The organism is Allobranchiibius sp. GilTou38 (assembly GCF_017565325.1).
In the GTDB taxonomy this organism is placed as follows: Bacteria; Actinomycetota; Actinomycetes; order Actinomycetales; family Dermatophilaceae; genus Allobranchiibius; species Allobranchiibius huperziae.
In genome coordinates, this window is the sequence record NZ_JAGEKN010000014.1 from 1 (window position 1) to 16,486 (window position 16,486).

Sequence of the window (16,486 nt, forward strand, 5' to 3'; positions counted from 1 at the left end):
CCACCTCACCCAGGGCCGCTTCGTCCAGTTGCCACAGGGCACCAGGCCACTCCTTCAGTGCGCTGCTGAAATCGCCGAGCAGCGACATCAACCGAGCGCCAGCACCCGGCGCAGCAGGCCCATGGATGTCGGTCGTCGACTGCGCCATGGCCCCTCCTGCGCTGGTGACGGCACCCCTTGCCATCTACCTTGAATCGTACGCGTGTTCGATACCGTTAGCAAGAGTAAATGTGGCGAATCTGCCTGCAGATGTTTATTATTCGAGTATCTGATATCCACATCTCCCTCCGCCACGGTGGGGATTCCGGGTTCATCGACACCCCGCCGCAAACCGGTTGAAACGCGACTTGAGGATCGGTATCAGCGGGCAGTTGACGGGCGCATGGGATCGTGGGCGGCGTGAAGGTGGCTCTCCTGTCGGACTGTTATCTCCCGCGACTCGGTGGGATCGAAGTCCAGGTGCACGACCTGGCGCGCCATCTGCAGGCGGCTGGCCACGAGGTGGAGGTCTTCACCGCGACCATCGGTCCCGCGCACCTGCGCATCGGTACCGACCGGCTGGACGGGATCCCCGTGCACCGGCTCGCGATCACGCTGCCGAAGGACTTCCCGATCAACCCCTTCGCGCCGCGCACCCTGCGGCACATGCTGCGGTCGGGCCGTTTCGACGTCGGACATGCGCACATGGGCGTCGTCAGTCCGTTCGCGATGGATTGCGTGCGGGTGACGCAGGGTCTCGGACTGCCGACCGCGGTCACCTGGCACTCGGTGCACGGCCACTCCGCGGACTGGATCGGGCTCACCGGGTACGTCCGTCGGTGGGGCGCGCGAGGCGCGGCGCTTTCGGCAGTGTCCACCGTCGCTGCGGCGCCGATTCAGCGGATGGCGGGTCCGGGGTACCCGGTGCACCTGCTGCCCAACGGTATCGAGGGATCCGACTGGGCGCCCGGCACTCGTGAGGACGACGGGGTGATCCGAATGATCTCGGCCATGCGCCTGTCACGTCGTAAGCGACCGCTGGCCCTGCTGGAACTGGTGGACGAGGTACGCCGGCGGGTGCCGGAGCGCGACGTACGCCTGGAGATCCTGGGCGACGGCGAGCTGCGGCCCCGGTTGGAGCGGCGGGCCGCCGAACTCGATGCGGGGGAGTGGTTCCACGCTCCGGGTCGGATGACTCGCGAGCAGCTGCGCGAGCGATACCTCGCCTCGGACGTCTACATCTCGCCAGCCACCTTCGAGGCGTTTGGGATCGCCGCCCTGGAGGCGCGTACGACGGGGCTGCCGGTCGTGGCGCCGCGTCGCAGTGGGGTCTCGACGTTCATCGCACACGGCGTCAACGGGTTGCTCGCGGGCGACGACCTGGGGATGGTCGAGGCGCTGGTCCGCCTGGTGAGTGACGACCGGCTGCGGCGACGGATCACCGAGCACAACACGGCGCAGCAGCCGCTCGAGTCCTGGCCGTCGGTGGTCGAACTGGTCACCGCGGAGTACCGACGAGCACAACGACTGGAGCGCCGGCGCCGCGATCTGCAGATCGCCACCCGCTGACCGCCGAAGACGGCATCGACATATCCAGGTCTCGTTTGCGCATCGCTCACAACCGATCGTCACTGTCGGGCGTCTTCCTACGTGAGTCTCCGACGAGATCGCAGACACACTCACCAGGGGGTCATCTCATGTACAGCACTCGCCAACGTTTCTTGGTCGCCGCACTCGGGGGCGTCACCGCCGCCGCAGGCGGGATCGTCGTGGCCAGCACCAGCCAGGCCTCGACATCGACCCCGTCGCCCGCGACAGTGTCGCCGACTTCGTCACCGTCGCCCGTTTCGTCGTCGTCTTCGCGGGTGACAGTGCCGATGACCGCGGCTGCGGCGTCGTGCACCTCGACCAACATCCGACTGCGGCAGCACACCAGCTGGGTCACCATCACTGCCCCCGAGGGTGTCGGCACCCGCACCTACCAGCTCGCCGTGTCTGCCGCGCAGGACAGCCCCGCCACCATCGCCGAGCCGAGCGTCCGGCTCGATGCCGGTCGGACGAAGACGGTCCGGGTGAGTTGGCCCGCCGACTTCGGCTGGCTGGTCATCACCGTCAACGGCGGCACCCTGCACGGCGCGCTCCTGAGCAACGCGATCTATCAAGAGGGCCCGGACAGCGCGCCCGACCCAAAGCTCTACACCGACTGTTCGTCAGCCGCGAACCCCGGCCAGCCGCCCACGCCCTCACCGGTGACCACCGCACTGGGCGTCACCGGCTGACCTACTCGCGGCCCTGCCAGGTGGTGAGGCACGCGCGGTTGCCCTGCGGGTCGGCGAGCACCCAGAACGCCGGCGCCGCGGTGTCGTCGACCAGTTCGCCGCCCGCCTCGATGGCGGCGGCGATCCGGTCGTGCACCACCTCAGGCGGTATGCGGAGGTCGAGGTGCCAGCGCTGGCGCGGCACGTCGTGGGCTTCGGTGGGCTGGAACCAGATCGACGCGCGACGCCCGGTGGCGTCGTGCAGCTGGATCTCGCCCCAGGCCTGCACCGTGTCGTAGTCGAGCAGGGCCGCCCAGAACGGCCTGATCTCGGCCTCGTCGGCCGAATCCAGGGCGAGTTCGAGCACGCTGGTGCGTTCCGGGCGCGGGGTGACTCCCGCGGCCCGGACCGATTCGCTGATGGCCCGGGCCAATGCCACATCGCGCGAGGTCACCCCGTCGACGTCGTGACTGATGAGCCGGACGTCGAGCCGGCCGTAGGTCAGGTCGAGGTCAGGATGGTGGTCCATCTCCTCGGCCACCCGTCCGATGGCGTCCACGAGCCCGACCGCGGTGGCGAAGTCGCCGGTGTCGAAGCTGGCGTGCAGCCGGTCGATCAGCATCCGCCAGTCGGGCAGGCCTTCACGCTCCACCTCCCCTTCCGTCAGCGTGTGCTTCGGGTCAGGAGTGGTCGCACTCACGGGCCGTCACCTTCTGTCGATCGAGTGATGGTGCGGGGCTCCCCTGCAGGTGCCGTCGCGCTCGCGATTGTGACACCGGCCGCCGACAGCGCGCGGGTACGCACGTCGGAAAGTGACCACCGCGGTTACTGCGTCATTTCCAGCATGGCCTTGTACTCTCCGGCGAGGCCACGCGAAGAGGGGGCCGTCGGGGCTGATATTTCGGGGTAGTCACGTGAGCCGCATGGTGCGTTGGGCACTGAGTGCGATGACCGTTGTGGCACTGACGGTGCTGGGGGCGGTTCCCGCCCAGGCATCGCCCGCGGCCAGGGGTCGATCGATACGGCCGGGAGCGGCGTCATCGGCGCCCAGGTTCGTGCCCCTCACGCCTGCCCGGATCCTGGACACCAGGTCCGGGAGGGAGCCGGCGGCCGGGTCGACCACCACGGTGTCGGTGACGGGACGTGGTGGGGTGCCAGCATCCGGTGTGGCGGCGGTCATGGTGAACGTGACCGCGGTCGGCCCCGCCCGGAGCGGATTCCTCACGACGTTCACGTTCGGAACGTCTCGGCCATCCACGTCGACGCTGAACTACGTGAAGGGCCAGACGATCGCGAACCAGGCGATCGTGAAGCCGTCCTCGGCCGGAGGATTGTCGTTGTTCACCTCGGCGAGCACCCACCTGCTGGTGGACGTCACCGGCTAGTACCCGATAGGAGCGGCGTACGACGCAGTGACCCCCATGCGGTTGCTCGACACCAGGTCGCAGGGTGAGTCGGGAGCCGACTCAGATGCCACGGTGTCGGTGGCAGGACATGGAGGGGTGCCTTCCTCTGGTGTGGCGGAGGTCGTCGTCAACGTGACCGCAGTCGGCCCCGCCCGCAGCGGGTACGTGTCAGCATTCTCAGCAGGGTCCCTGTCGACGGGCACGTCGATCTTGGATTACTCGGCGGGGCAGACCGTCGCAGGTATGGCGATCGTGGAGGTCGACTCGGGGGCCGATTATCAACTGCGCGTGTACTCCTCGGCGCGCGCAGAGCTGCTCGTCGACGTGCTCGGCTGGATACCCACGACCAGCGATTACGCGCCGCTGTCGCCTACGCGGATCGTCGACACGCGCTCGGGCCTCGGTGCGCCCAGGGCGCGGGTGCCCGCAGGTAAGACGGTGACAGTGCAGGTCACCGGACGCGGTGGAGTGCCCGTCACCGGAGCGACCGCGGTCGAGGTGACCCTCGCCGCCGTATCGCCCTCTGCTCGCGGATATCTCAGCGCCTACCCCGCGGGCTCCGACGTCCCGTCCACCTCCACGGTCAACTACTCCGCCGGGGGGACGATGGCCGACTCCGCCACTCTCGGACTCTCCAGCACAGGGCAGTTGACCGTCCACTCGTCCACGTCGACCGACCTACTTCTCGACATCGTCGGGTACTTCTCCGCTCCCACAGACACGCCTCGAGCGGCCCTGACCTGGAGCGCCACCGCCATCGTCGATCCGTCCCTCCCGCGCGGGTACGCCATGCGCTCAGTGTCCTGCCCGACCAGCACGTTCTGTGCCGCCGTCGACGACGACGGCAATGCGCTGACGTACGACGGAACCACGTGGACCGCCCCCACCCGTGTAGACCCCGACGGCGGTTTGATGTCGGTGTCCTGCCCCACCCCCACGTTCTGTGCCGCCGTCAGCTTCCGCGGGCACGCGGTCACCTACAACGGGAGCACCTGGTCCGTACCCGCGACCATCGATACGGACACCAACGACAACCTGGAGTCGGTGTCCTGCCCCACTACAACGTTCTGCATCGCGGTCGATCAGTACGACAACACCGTCACGTACAACGGAACCACGTGGACAACGCCGAAGGCCACGTCGAGTCCCGAGGGCGCCGGACTGCTGTCGGTGTCGTGCCCGATCAGGACGTTCTGCGTCGCGCTCGACGAGACAGACCACGTGGTCGCCTTCAACGGGAGCACCTGGACCGCCAGGCGACTCATCGACGTCAACGGCGGCAACCTCAGGTCGGTGTCCTGCCCCACCACCAGATTCTGTGCGGCGGTCGACTTCTTCGGGAGCGTGTTCACCTTCGACGGGACCAGCTGGTCAGCGCCGACGAGCATCGACCCCCACCCCAGCAACCCCAGCCTCGAAGGGATGCGCTCGGTGTCCTGCCCCAGCAGCACGTTCTGCGCCGCTGTCGACTCCACTGGGCACGTCCTCACCTTCGACGGGACCAGCTGGTCAGCACCCACCAGCATCGACCCCAGCGGCGGAGACCTCTGGTCCGTGTCCTGCGCGACGGCCAGCTTCTGCGCCGCGGTCGACAGCACCGGGCAGGTGATCTTCGGCCGAGCCTGACCGCCGCCTCGGGAGTCTGTTCTCAGGCGGGATCGAGGGGCCTCAGGTCGGCGTGCTGCACGGTCTCGTTGTCGGGCGCGTAGACGAACCTGCCCTGCAGACGTTCGCCGCCCAGGACGCGCGCCAGCCAGTAGCGGTCGTCGTCCCACATCCGGTCCAGCGGCAGATCTCTCACCGGGCACCACCACGGGGCCAGCTCGGAGCTGGGAGTGAGCGTGCCGGTCTGCGTCGTGCTGGTGAAGACCTCCAGCCGCAGGTCCCATGCGCGTCGGGCGGGGAAGGTGAATTCGAGCCGGGCACACAGCGTGGCGTCGTGGACGGCGAGTCCGGTCTCCTCGTGCGTCTCGCGCACGGCGGCGGCCAGGGGCGCCTCGCCGGGCTCCACGTGACCGCCCGGTGCGACGACCCGGCCCGCACCGAAACCGGTCAGCTTCTCGCCGAGCAGCAGATCCTCGCCGCGCCGCAGCAGCATCAGGCACATCTCGATCACGGCCAGGGCGTCAGTCGGCGGCGCGGCGCAGCTCGGCGTACTCCTGCACGTTGCGCTCCAATCGGCGGCGCAGCAGCGTCGAGGCGATGATGCCGAGGAAGACGGCGACGGCGAGGCCGGCGTAGGAGAAGTTCTTCAGGTACGTCTCGGCCGCCGCCCCCAGGTAGTAGACGAGGTACGCCGTCCCGCCCGCCCAGCAGATCGCGCCCAGCACGTTGGCGGGCAGGAAGCGCGTGTAGTGCATCCTCAGCGACCCGGACAACGGGCCCGCGAAGATGCGCAGCAGCGCCACGAACCGGCCGAAGAAGACCGCGACCACGCCGTACCGCTGGAAGACGTGCTCGGCATAGGCCAGCACGTCGGCGTTGACGTGTTTGGGGAAGCGGCGTTCCAGCCAGCCGAAGAGCCGGTCGCCGTAGCGGTGCCCCAGGCCGTAGCCGATGGAGTCGCCGATGGCAGCTCCCAGGACGGCGGCGAGCGCGATCGCGAACGGTCCGGCGGAGATCTTGTGCTGGGAGGCCGCCAGCGCGGCGGCGACCAGCACGATCTCGCCGGGGAACGGCACACCGATGCTCTCGACGAAGACCACGAGTCCCACCAGCAGCAGCACCACGAGGGGCGGGATGGTCGTCAGCCAGTGCTGCACGCGCGCCCCTCAGTGCCAACCGGCGGGGTCGGTGCCGCCGGGGATGTCACAGTCCGGATCGTACGGGGCGCGGGTGAAGCGGAAGGTGCCGAGGTCGAGGTACGGCGGGTGCGAGGGTCCCGCGTCTCGGCGGAGCACCCGCAGCCGCTCGCCGGCGAAGTACTCGTCCAGCCCGGTCCAGGTGTCCGGGCCGCTGGGCACGAACCGGGACCCGCGCCCGCCGCCGTCCGGCGCCAGCTCGAGCTCGCCGCCTCGCAGGGCTCGCAGGCGGTAGGGCCGTGGCCCCCAGTACCAGCGACCCTCGATGTCCTCGGCAGCCGTACCCGTGTCTGCAGGGGTCGCCGGAGCCGCCGCCGCTTGCGTCGACGGCACCTGGTCGGCCACGTCGAGCAACGAGGTCGCCAGTGTGTCGCCGAAGCCGGCCGTGGAGTTGCAGAGGACGGCGATGCCGACGCCCCGTCGGGCATCCACCCGTACGGCGCCTACGAACCCGGGCATCGACCCGCCGTGCCCGACGTACCGCACAGCGCCCCGGGCGATCACGTCGAGGCCGAAACCGTAGGCACGCGACCACGATCGGCCCGGCACGTCGTCGACCAGCGCCGGCACCTGCATCCGGTGGCGCACGGTGTCGTCCAGCACGTCGTGTGCACCGTCGGCGAGGAACATCCCGAGCCGCGCGAGATCGCCGACCGTGGACCACAGCTGACCCGCGGGCGCCATGGCACCGCTATCGTGGGCGGGCTCGGCGTGCAGCAGGTCGGCGTCCGGGTGCACGGCGAGGCCCGGTGCGGAGCCCGGCCCGGCGTCGTACGTCGTGCGGTCCATGTCCAGCGGTAGGAGGATGTCGTCGCGCACCCGGTCCCACCACGACCGACCGTCCAGCCGCGCTGTCAATTCGCCGAGGATCGCGAAACCGGTGTTGGAGTAGTGGAATCGGCCGATCAGGTCATCGTTGCGGCGCAGTTGGGGGACCAGCTGCTCCCACCTGCGACCCAGGCTGCGTTCCCACCAGGGACCCACGGGCTCGGCGAGCAGGCCTGAGCCGTGGGTGAGGAGTGCTCGCGCCGTGACGGAGCCGATCTCGGGCGGCAGCTCGGTCAGCACTCGACCGACCGGGTCGTCCAGGGAGACACGTCCGGCCGCCACCTGCTGCAGCACTCCGATGGCCGTCAGAATCTTGGTGATCGAGCCGATCCGGTACGCCGTGTCGGGCGTCGCGAGCGCCCCGCCCGGGCGCCCGGTGACCCGGCCGCAGGCCCCCGACCAGACGACGTCGCCCTGTCGGAAGAGCGCCGCCGCGATCGAAGGGCACCGCGACGATCCCTGTGCGGCAACGAGTTCGGCGTCCAGCAGGTCGCGGACGGTGTCGGGCAGGCTCACGTCGCGATCCAGTAGCGGCGGCGGACGCCGGCCATCCGCTCGAAAACGCCCCCGCAGCCCTCGATGGTGCGCCGCGAGGCGATGTTGTCCTCGTCGCAGGTCAGCAAGACCCGCGCGATGCCGAGCGCGGCGGCCCGGAGCAGTGCTGCGCGCAGGGCCGCGGACGCGACGCCGGTGCCCCGGGCGGACGGGCGCACTCCGTAGCCGATGTGGCCTCCGAACTCGCGCAGGAAGTCCGTCTCGATGTGATGCCGCAGCGCGAGCGACCCCAGGACGACGTCGGGCGCGGAGTCGTCGACGATCCAGTACGTCGTGCACGGCACCCAACCGTCGGGCAGCCCGACACCGCCTTCCGCGTCCGCGAAGTACCGCACGATCTCGGAATCGGTGGTGCGCGCAAGGAACTCGTCGTGGTCGGGCGGCAGCCCGTAACCGTGCAGAACGGCACCAGCCGGGAAGTCGCCCGCGCTCGCCCGCCACGCCTCGGCGAGCTCGACGGTCGGCCGGACGAGCTCAGTCACCGGCGCGGCGTACGGCCGGCGCGCAGCACCGTCGCGCGAGCCAACGTCTCGACTGAGTCCACGATGTCGGCGCGCTCGCGCCACCCCTGGTCGTCGTAGACGACGGACAGCTCGGTGCAGCCCATCACCACGACACCGGCACCGTCGGCGCGCAGTTGCTCGACCACACCGAGCAACCCCTCGACGTCCACCGGGCCGCCTGCCTTCACCCCGTCGTAGATGACGGACATGACCAGCTTCTGCTGCTCGTCCGACGGCAGCACGACGTCGGCGCCGAGCCGCTGCAGCGCCCGCTGGTAGACCCCGGCAGCGCGGGTGCCGTCAGTGGCGAGCACGGCGACGCCGGCCCCACCCGCGGCCTCGGCGGCGGTGCGGGCGGTCTCCTCGACCACGTCGACCACCGGCAGGCCGCTCGCGGCGGTGATCTCGTCGACGAAATGGTGCGCAGTGTTGCACGGGATCGACACGAATGCCGCTCCGAGAGCGGCCAACCGGGTCGCGTCGCGCGCCAGGCCGGGACCGGGATCGGTGGCGTGCTCCGGGTCGAGGATGTACGCCGTCCGGTCCACCGTCGTGCTGTGGTCGAGCACCACCAGATCGAGGTGGTCCTGATCGCGAACGGCCGGGGTGAGGTCCACCACCAGTTTGAGGAAGAGCGCGGTGGCGGCCGGCCCGAGTCCGCCGATCACGCCCACCACCGGCTGCGACCACGCCGGATCGGCGTCGACGCGCAGATCGGGCGGGAGCGCCGTCATACCAGGGCCTTCGGCTCGGGGTAGTGCTCGCGGTACTTGCGCACGTAGTTGGCCTGGTTGGCCGCGATCCATGCCCAGCGCCGCGGATGGCGCTCGGCCTTGTAGAACCACGGGTTGGTCACCTCACCGGCCTTCACGGCCCGGTCGAAGGAGGGGCGCACCGCAGGGTCGGTCACGTAGCGCTGCAGCAGCCGCAGCGGGATCGCGGTGAAGACGTGCTCGTGGCTCGCCTCGAGCATCGGTCGGTCGGACAGGTCCTGCCCGCGCACCCATTCATCGACGTAGAGCTGCACGGTGTTGAAACCGGCCGCGGTGATGTAGAACGACGTCCCGCCGAGCCGCGGGTTGAGCTCGAAGAAGACCGTCCTCCCCGTGCGCGGGTCGAACTTCATGTCGAAGTTGGCGTAACCGCGCCAGCCCACGTGCTCCAGCAGCCGGGTCGCGTGCGCCACGGCCTCGTGGTCGGTGCCGGTGAGGATCGCCGCGGGGATGCCGAGCGTCTCGGGGGAGTGCTCCTCCAGCAGCACCCGGCCGTACGCCGCGAACTTCACCTGACCCTGCTTGTCGACGTAGCAGGTGAGCAGCCGCATGCCCTGGTCGTCGCCGGGGATGACGTCCTGCAGGATGAACTTGTCGCGGTAGCCGGCGCCGTGCAGTGCGTCGATCAGCGCCCGCAACTCGGCGGCGTCGGCGGCCGAGTGCACCTTCTTCTTGCCCGGGAAGGTGACCGCGGCGTAGGCCTCGGCGTTGGAGGGCTTGGCGATCACCGGGAAGGTGAGGGCCGCCATCGCCTGCGTGAGGTCGGGGCGCTCGCCGACGTCGTAGACCACGGTCTGCGGGTGCGGGATGTCCAGCTCGGCGCACAGGTCCGCGAAGTTCTCCTTGCGGCTCAGGCGGTCGATCAGCTCCGGCTCGGCGTACGGGATGACATAGAGATCCTCCAGCCGGTGCTTGATGCGCGCCAGCACGCTCACCACGTGGTCGGTCGTCGCGAGCAGCAGCTTCTTCTCCGGCCCGATCCCGGTCGCGAGCGCGCGCAACTCGGTGACCAGCCCCTCCGGGTCCTGCAGGCTCGGCACGATGTGGTGATCGATGAGGGAGCTGTGGGCGACCGGTCCGCCGAGCATCGTGGAGACCACGAGCGTGCGGTAGCCGTAGCCGAGGTCGAAGGACCGCGCCAGGCTGTAGCCGAGCCGGTCACCACCGAGGACGACGGGTGCGAACTCCTGACCGGCGAGCAGCCGGTCGGCCGCGCTAGGGGTTTTCGGCATGGGCGGCAGCCTAACCGCGGGCCAAGGGGGGCGGTCGGTGCAGGCACGTATCCTGAACGGCGAGATGAGCAGCCTGTTCGACGACCTCCCCCTGCCCGGAATGTCCCCGTCGCAAGCGGGCGCCACGGCACCCGTCACGACCGTTCACGAGCGCTCGCGCGACGTCGACGAACGCGGTGTGCCCACCTGGGCGAGCCTGTCGCCGACCGGCTCGGGCGCGAACGCCGGGCCGGGCCGCCTGAGCGGCGAGCAACTGCTCGAAGGACTCAACCCGCAGCAGCGCGACGCCGTCCTGCACCACGGGCCGCCGCTGCTGATCGTGGCGGGCGCCGGATCGGGCAAGACCCGGGTGCTCGCCCACCGGATCGGCTACCTGCTGGCCGAGCGCGGCGCCCAGCCCGGGCAGATCCTCGCGATCACCTTCACCAACAAGGCCGCCGCCGAGATGCGCGAGCGCGTGGAGACCCTCGTCGGCCCGGCCGCCCGGGCGATGTGGGTCTCCACCTTCCACTCCGCGTGCGTGCGCATCCTGCGGCGGGAGGCCACCAAGGTCGGGCTGAAGTCGACGTTCTCCATCTACGACGCCGCCGACAGCCAGCGGCTGATGGCGCTCGTGCTGCGCGACCTCGACCTGGACATCAAGCGCTACCCGCCGCGCTCCTTCACCCACCAGGTCAGCAACCTCAAGAACGAACTGGTCGACGAGGAGACCTACGCGGCCCGCGTCGCCGAGGGCAGTCACCAGGACCGCATGGTGGCCGAGGCGTACGCGTCCTACCAGCGCCGTCTGCGGCAGGCCAACGCCCTGGACTTCGACGACATCATCATGATGACCGTCAACATCCTGCAGGCGTTCCCGGACGTGGCGGAGCACTACCGGCGCCGCTTCCGGCACGTGCTGGTCGATGAGTACCAGGACACCAACCACGCGCAGTACACGCTCGTGAAAGAGCTGGTCGGACACGAGGTTCCGGACGAAGCGGTGGGCTCGGTCCCGCCCGCGCAGCTGTGCGTCGTCGGCGACGCCGACCAGTCGATCTACGCCTTCCGGGGCGCGACGATCCGCAACATCGTGGAGTTCGAGCAGGACTACCCCGACGCGCGCACGATCCTGCTGGAGCAGAACTACCGCTCCACCCAGAACATCCTGGCGGCCGCCAACTCGGTGATCGCCAAGAACCCCGACCGCCGGCCGAAGAACCTGTGGACCAGCACCGGCGACGGCGCCGCAATCGTCGGGTACGTCGCGGACTCCGAGCACGATGAGGCCGCGTTCGTCGCGCGCACCATCGACGTGCTCGGGGACGAGCAGGGCGTCAAGCCCAAGGACGTCGCGGTGTTCTACCGCACCAACGCCCAGTCCAGAGCGATCGAGGAGGTGTTCGTCCGCGTCGGGCTGCCCTACAAGATCGTGGGCGGCACCCGCTTCTACGAACGCCGCGAGGTCAAGGACGCGCTCGCCTACCTGAGGGTGGTGTCCAACCCGCTCGACACGGTCAATTTGCGCCGGATCCTCAACGTGCCCAAGCGGGGGATCGGCGACCGTGCCGAGGCGTGCGTGAGCGCACTCGCCGAGCGCGAGCGCATCCCGTTCGTGGCTGCGCTCGGGCAGGCTGCGGACGCGCCCGGGATCGCCACCCGATCGGTGACCGCGATCCAGGCGTTCACCAGCCTGCTGGAGGGTCTGCAGGCCACCCATGAGTCGGCCGGCGGGGTCGGCGAGCTGCTCGAGGCGATCCTGGACCGGTCCGGCTACCTCGCCGAGTTGCGCGCCAGCCATGACCCGCAGGACGAGACCCGCGTCGAGAACCTGTCCGAACTCGTAGCCGTCGGAAGGGAGTTCGACGACAACTACCCGGAGGGCTCTCTGGAGGACTTCCTCGAGCAGGTCTCGCTGGTCGCCGACAGCGACGAGATCCCCGACGACGTCGAGGACCAGGGCGTCATCACACTGATGACCCTCCACACTGCGAAGGGTCTGGAGTTCCCGGTCGTCTTCCTGACCGGCATGGAGGACGGCACCTTCCCGCACCTGCGCGCGCTCGGCGATCCGCAGGAGTTGGAGGAGGAGCGCCGCCTGGCGTACGTCGGCATCACCCGGGCGCGCGAGCGACTGCACCTGTCGCGGGCGGAGGTGCGCTCGGCCTGGGGTGCGCCGCAGTACAACCCGCCGTCGCGCTTCCTGGACGAGATCCCCGGCCACCTCATCGAATGGGCGCGGGTGCAGACGACGTCGACCAGGCCGTCCTCGACGCCTGCGGTGGCGCGTCTGGCCGCACGGCCGGGCGTACGAAGCCCCGGCAACCGGCCGGTCATCTCACTGGACGCCGGCGACCGGGTCACCCACGACTCGTTCGGGCTCGGCACAGTCATCCGTGTCGAGGGGCAGGGCGAGCGCTCGATGGCGCACATCGACTTCGGCGGGGACACCGGGGTCAAGCGGCTCCTGCTGCGCTACGCGCCCGTGACGAAGTTGTGACTAGAAGATGTGGTGCGCCTTCAGCCACGGTGCCGGGTCGACCGGCGTGCCGTTCAGGTGGATCTCCAGGTGCAGGTGCGGACCGGTGGAGTGACCGGTGTTGCCGGTCCGGCCGACCACGTCGCCCATCGAGAGGCGCTCGCCGACAGTGACGGCGATGTAGGACATGTGCGCGTAGACGGCGTGGACACCGTCACCGAAGTCGAGCTCGACCCGGTTGCCCATCCCGCCGTAGGGGCCCACCGCGACCACGGTGGCGTCGTGCAGAGCGTGCAGCGGGGTGCCGACCGGGGTGGCGAAGTCGTCGCCCAGGTGCTGCGTGCCCCAGCGGCCGCCGAACGGCGAGGTGAACCTGCCGCCGCAGCCGGCGATCGGGCAGGTCCACGGGCTGGTCACGGGCTGGGCCTTGGCGGCCGGCTTCGCGGCGCGCTTCGCAGCGAGCCTGGAGGGAGCGGCCGTGCGCCGAGGCGTCGGCTTGGTCGTCTTCGCAGCGGCCTTGCTGCTGGGCGTGCTCGGCGGCGCAGGGGTGCTGCGGACGGTGGAACGCGACACCGGTCGCGCACCGCGCAGCAGATCGGCGTGATCCGGTCCGGGCTGTGAGGCCGTGGCTCGTGAGGTGGCCGCCGCGACGGCGACGCGGTCACCCAGCGACATCGCGGGCGCCGTGCCCGAGTCGATCGTCGAGGCGCCGGCGGCGCCGACCGCCACCACGGTGACCGTGATCGCAGCAGCGGACGGAAGGGTGACCCGGCTGACCAACCGCGACGAGGCGTGGCGGTGCGCTCCCGTCCGTGGGGAGGGGGCAGCGGTCGAGGGGGCACCTGCACGATGCCGGCCGACAGCACGACTCACATTCTTCTACTTCCTCATTCGACGGCCCGGGGCTGCACTCCAGTCGGGCGTGCGCCGCAGGACATCGTCCGGCCAAGACGCCACTTGACCGTATCGTGACCATTCCGTGACCTGAAATCGAGGCTGTGGATAACCGTCGTGAGATGCGTCTCACTCCCGACGCGGGCGCGCCGCTACGCTGCGCGGATGACCACCACAAGTGATCGCCCACTGCGGATCGTCGTCGCCAAACCCGGGCTCGACGGACACGACCGCGGAGCCAAAGTCGTCGCCCGGGCCCTGCGGGACGCCGGTATGGAAGTCATCTACACCGGGCTGCACCAGACCCCGGAGCAGATCGTGGAGGCCGCGATCCAGGAGGACGCGGACGCCGTGGGTCTGTCCGTGCTCTCCGGCGCGCACATGACGCTCTTCGCGAAGGTGACGGCCCTGCTGAAGGACCGCGACGCGCAGGACATCGTGGTGTTCGGCGGCGGGATCATCCCCGAGGAGGACATCCCGCAGCTGGCGGAGCTCGGGGTCGCCACCGTCTTCACGCCCGGCGCCACCACCGGCGAGATCGTCGGCTGGGTGCGCGCGCACGTCGGGGTCGCCTGAGCACCACCCCTGCGCGGGGATACAGTCCGAGGCGGCATATTTTCTAGGACGTTGAGGACGGCTCAGACGTGGATCTGTTCGAATTCCAGGCGCGCGACATGTTCGAGGCACACGGCGTGCCGGTGCTCGCGGGCAAAACCATCACCGACGCGGCGCAGGCCGAGCAGGTCGCCCAGGAGATCGGTGGCGGTGGAGTCACCGTCGTCAAGGCGCAGGTCAAGACCGGCGGGCGCGGCAAGGCCGGCGGCGTGAAGGTCGCGAAGACGCCGGCCGAGGCCACGACGTACGCCGAGCAGATCCTCGGCATGGACATCAAGGGCCACACCGTGGGCACCGTGATGATCGCTCAGGGCGCCCAGATCGAGCACGAGTACTACTTCTCCGTGCTGTTGGACCGCTCCAACCGCACCTACCTGGCGATGTGCTCGGTCGAGGGCGGCATGGAGATCGAGCAGCTCGCCGTCGAGCGGCCCGACGCACTCGCGCGAATCGCCGTCGACCCCATCGTGGGCATCGACGAGGCCAAGGCTCGCGAGATCGTCCACGCCGCCCGGTTCGACGAGGAGACCGGCGCCAAGGTGGCGCCCGTGCTCCAGAAGCTGTGGGAGGTCTACCGCGACGAGGACGCGACGCTGGTCGAGGTCAACCCGCTCGTGCAGACCGCCGACGGCGCGATCGTCGCCCTCGACGGCAAGGTGACCCTCGACGACAACGCCGATTTCCGTCACCCGGACCACCAGGCGCTGCAGGACCGGTCGGCTGCCGACCCGCTCGAGGCGCAGGCGCACGAGAAGGGCCTCAACTACGTCAAGCTCGACGGCGACGTCGGCATCATCGGCAACGGCGCGGGCCTGGTCATGTCGACCCTGGACGTCGTGGCGTACGCCGGCGAGAAGGTCACCAACCCCGCCGGCGCGCACCCCAAGCCCGCGAACTTCCTGGACATCGGTGGCGGTGCGTCGGCCGAGGTGATGGCCAACGGCCTCGGCATCATCCTGGGCGACCCGCAGGTCAAGAGCGTCTTCGTGAACGTATTCGGCGGCATCACGGCGTGCGACGCGGTCGCCAACGGCATCGTCGGCGCGCTCGACACCCTCGGTGACGGCGCCACCAAGCCGCTCGTCGTACGCCTCGACGGCAACAACGTGGTGGAGGGTCGGCGCATCCTGGCCGACCGCAACCACCCGCTGGTGACCATCGAAGAGACCATGGACGGCGCCGCGGCCAAGGCCGCCGAGCTCGCCGCACGCTGACTGACGTAGAGGACGGAACACTCGTAATGGCAATCTTTTTGAACGCCGACTCCAAGGTCGTCGTGCAGGGCATGACCGGCTCCGAGGGCATGAAGCACACCACCCGGATGCTGGCCTCGGGCACCTCGATCGTCGGCGGCGTCAACCCGCGCAAGGCGGGTCAGCAGGTCGAGTTCGACGGTGGCGGGAGCGTGCCGGTCTTCGGCACGGTCGCCGAGGCGATGAAGGAGACGGGCGCCGACGTGTCGGTCGTCTTCGTGCCGCCGGCCTTCGCGCGCGCCGCCGTCGTGGAGGCCATCGACGCCGCCATGCCACTGGTCGTCGTGATCACCGAGGGCATCGCCGTGAAGGACACCGCGGAGTTCTACGCGCACGCCGTGGCGTCGGGCACCACCCGCATCGTCGGGCCGAACTGCCCCGGTCTCATCAGCCCCGGGAAGTCCAACGCCGGCATCATCCCCGCGGACATCGCGGGGGCGGGTCGCATCGGTCTGGTGTCCAAGTCGGGCACGCTGACCTACCAGATGATGTACGAGCTGCGGGAGTTCGGCTTCTCCAGCGCGGTCGGCATCGGCGGCGACCCGATCATCGGCACCACCCACATCGACTGCCTCGAGGCGTTCGAGAAGGACGACGAGACCGACGCCATCGTGATGATCGGCGAGATCGGCGGCGACGCCGAGGAGCGCGCCGCGGCGTATATCAAGGACCACGTCACCAAGCCGGTCGTCGGCTACGTGGCCGGTTTCACCGCACCGGAGGGCAAGACGATGGGCCACGCCGGCGCCATCGTCTCCGGATCGTCCGGCACCGCGGCCGCCAAGCAGGAGGCCCTCGAGGCAGCGGGCGTGAAGGTCGGCAAGACGCCGTCCGCGACCGCCGACCTGATGCGCGAGATCATGAAGGGCCTTGCCAAGTAGAGCGACTCACGCACTGTGAGGATGCAGTCGGCCGGTCACCCCGCGGGGTG

General features: G+C 69.8%; 17 protein-coding genes. 7 read left to right on the top strand and 10 right to left on the bottom strand.

Translation table 11 applies throughout. From position 1 onward, the window contains the following. The first annotated feature begins 399 nt into the window (after positions 1-399). Complete coding sequence (locus JOB34_RS15765; RefSeq protein WP_347813894.1) at positions 400-1,548, top strand: glycosyltransferase family 4 protein; 1,149 nt, start codon at positions 400-402, stop codon at positions 1,546-1,548. A 121-nt stretch (positions 1,549-1,669) separates the two neighbouring features. Here the strand turns inward: JOB34_RS15765 and JOB34_RS15770 are convergent, their stop codons facing one another. Next, positions 1,670-1,882, bottom strand: coding sequence for a hypothetical protein (locus JOB34_RS15770; RefSeq protein WP_208053591.1), 213 nt, complete (start codon positions 1,880-1,882; stop codon positions 1,670-1,672). Here JOB34_RS15770 and JOB34_RS15775 point away from each other — a divergent pair. Further along, positions 1,857-2,258: a hypothetical protein gene (locus JOB34_RS15775; RefSeq protein WP_208053592.1), complete on the top strand. Its 402-nt coding sequence runs from the start codon at positions 1,857-1,859 to the stop codon at positions 2,256-2,258. The genes JOB34_RS15770 and JOB34_RS15775 overlap by 26 nt on opposite strands. A gap of 1 nt (position 2,259) precedes the next feature. Here JOB34_RS15775 and JOB34_RS15780 read toward each other — a convergent pair whose 3' ends face one another. Continuing rightward, a complete protein-coding gene (locus JOB34_RS15780) occupies positions 2,260-2,937 on the bottom strand; it encodes a 4a-hydroxytetrahydrobiopterin dehydratase (RefSeq protein ID WP_208053593.1) in 678 nt (225 codons plus the stop codon). Between the two features lie 210 nt (positions 2,938-3,147). Continuing rightward, the gene (locus JOB34_RS15785; protein WP_208053594.1) at positions 3,148-3,462 is read right to left on the bottom strand and encodes a hypothetical protein; all 315 of its coding nucleotides are present in this window, start codon (positions 3,460-3,462) and stop codon (positions 3,148-3,150) included. Between the two features lie 424 nt (positions 3,463-3,886). Here JOB34_RS15785 and JOB34_RS15790 point away from each other — a divergent pair, with 424 nt between their 5' ends. Further along, on the top strand, positions 3,887-5,269 hold the full coding sequence (locus tag JOB34_RS15790) for a hypothetical protein (RefSeq protein ID WP_208053595.1): 1,383 nt from the start codon (positions 3,887-3,889) through the stop codon (positions 5,267-5,269). Between the two features lie 22 nt (positions 5,270-5,291). Here the strand turns inward: JOB34_RS15790 and JOB34_RS15795 are convergent, their stop codons facing one another. The 6 genes from JOB34_RS15795 to JOB34_RS15820 are packed head-to-tail and all read right to left on the bottom strand — an operon-like array spanning position 5,292 to position 10,335. Further along, entirely contained in the window at positions 5,292-5,750 is a 459-nt protein-coding gene (locus tag JOB34_RS15795; RefSeq protein WP_208053604.1) for an NUDIX domain-containing protein, read from the bottom strand. Positions 5,751-5,769: 19 nt separating this feature from the next. Beyond that, positions 5,770-6,405: a DedA family protein gene (locus JOB34_RS15800; RefSeq protein ID WP_208053596.1), complete on the bottom strand. Its 636-nt coding sequence runs from the start codon at positions 6,403-6,405 to the stop codon at positions 5,770-5,772. 9 nt (positions 6,406-6,414) lie between these two features. Then, complete coding sequence (locus JOB34_RS15805) at positions 6,415-7,788, bottom strand: serine hydrolase domain-containing protein (RefSeq protein WP_208053597.1); 1,374 nt, start codon at positions 7,786-7,788, stop codon at positions 6,415-6,417. Then, positions 7,785-8,309 carry a GNAT family N-acetyltransferase gene (locus tag JOB34_RS15810; protein ID WP_347813895.1) on the bottom strand — a complete coding sequence of 175 codons (525 nt, stop codon included), beginning with the start codon at positions 8,307-8,309 and terminating at the stop codon, positions 7,785-7,787. Before JOB34_RS15810 ends, JOB34_RS15805 begins: the two co-directional genes overlap by 4 nt. Continuing rightward, the gene (locus JOB34_RS15815) at positions 8,306-9,064 is read right to left on the bottom strand and encodes an amino acid racemase (RefSeq protein WP_208053598.1); all 759 of its coding nucleotides are present in this window, start codon (positions 9,062-9,064) and stop codon (positions 8,306-8,308) included. Before JOB34_RS15815 ends, JOB34_RS15810 begins: the two co-directional genes overlap by 4 nt. Continuing rightward, positions 9,061-10,335, bottom strand: a complete 1,275-nt coding sequence (locus JOB34_RS15820; RefSeq protein ID WP_208053599.1) for a carboxylate--amine ligase — start codon at positions 10,333-10,335, stop codon at positions 9,061-9,063. The genes JOB34_RS15815 and JOB34_RS15820 overlap by 4 nt, the downstream gene beginning before the upstream one ends. A gap of 64 nt (positions 10,336-10,399) precedes the next feature. On the opposite strand from JOB34_RS15820, the gene pcrA reads away from it, so the two are divergent. After that, the gene (gene pcrA / locus JOB34_RS15825; RefSeq protein WP_208053600.1) at positions 10,400-12,814 is read left to right on the top strand and encodes a DNA helicase PcrA; all 2,415 of its coding nucleotides are present in this window, start codon (positions 10,400-10,402) and stop codon (positions 12,812-12,814) included. Here pcrA and JOB34_RS15830 read toward each other — a convergent pair whose 3' ends face one another. Beyond that, positions 12,815-13,522, bottom strand: a complete 708-nt coding sequence (locus JOB34_RS15830; RefSeq protein WP_208053601.1) for a M23 family metallopeptidase — start codon at positions 13,520-13,522, stop codon at positions 12,815-12,817. Positions 13,523-13,852: 330 nt separating this feature from the next. Here JOB34_RS15830 and JOB34_RS15835 point away from each other — a divergent pair, with 330 nt between their 5' ends. The 3 genes from JOB34_RS15835 (at position 13,853) to sucD (ending at position 16,436) form a co-directional block, all read left to right on the top strand. Then, positions 13,853-14,263, top strand: coding sequence for a cobalamin B12-binding domain-containing protein (locus JOB34_RS15835; protein WP_179479280.1), 411 nt, complete (start codon positions 13,853-13,855; stop codon positions 14,261-14,263). A gap of 68 nt (positions 14,264-14,331) precedes the next feature. Beyond that, complete coding sequence (sucC, locus tag JOB34_RS15840) at positions 14,332-15,516, top strand: ADP-forming succinate--CoA ligase subunit beta (protein ID WP_208053602.1); 1,185 nt, start codon at positions 14,332-14,334, stop codon at positions 15,514-15,516. A 26-nt stretch (positions 15,517-15,542) separates the two neighbouring features. Further along, positions 15,543-16,436 carry a succinate--CoA ligase subunit alpha gene (gene sucD / locus JOB34_RS15845; protein ID WP_208053603.1) on the top strand — a complete coding sequence of 298 codons (894 nt, stop codon included), beginning with the start codon at positions 15,543-15,545 and terminating at the stop codon, positions 16,434-16,436. The last annotated feature ends 50 nt before the right edge of the window (positions 16,437-16,486 follow it).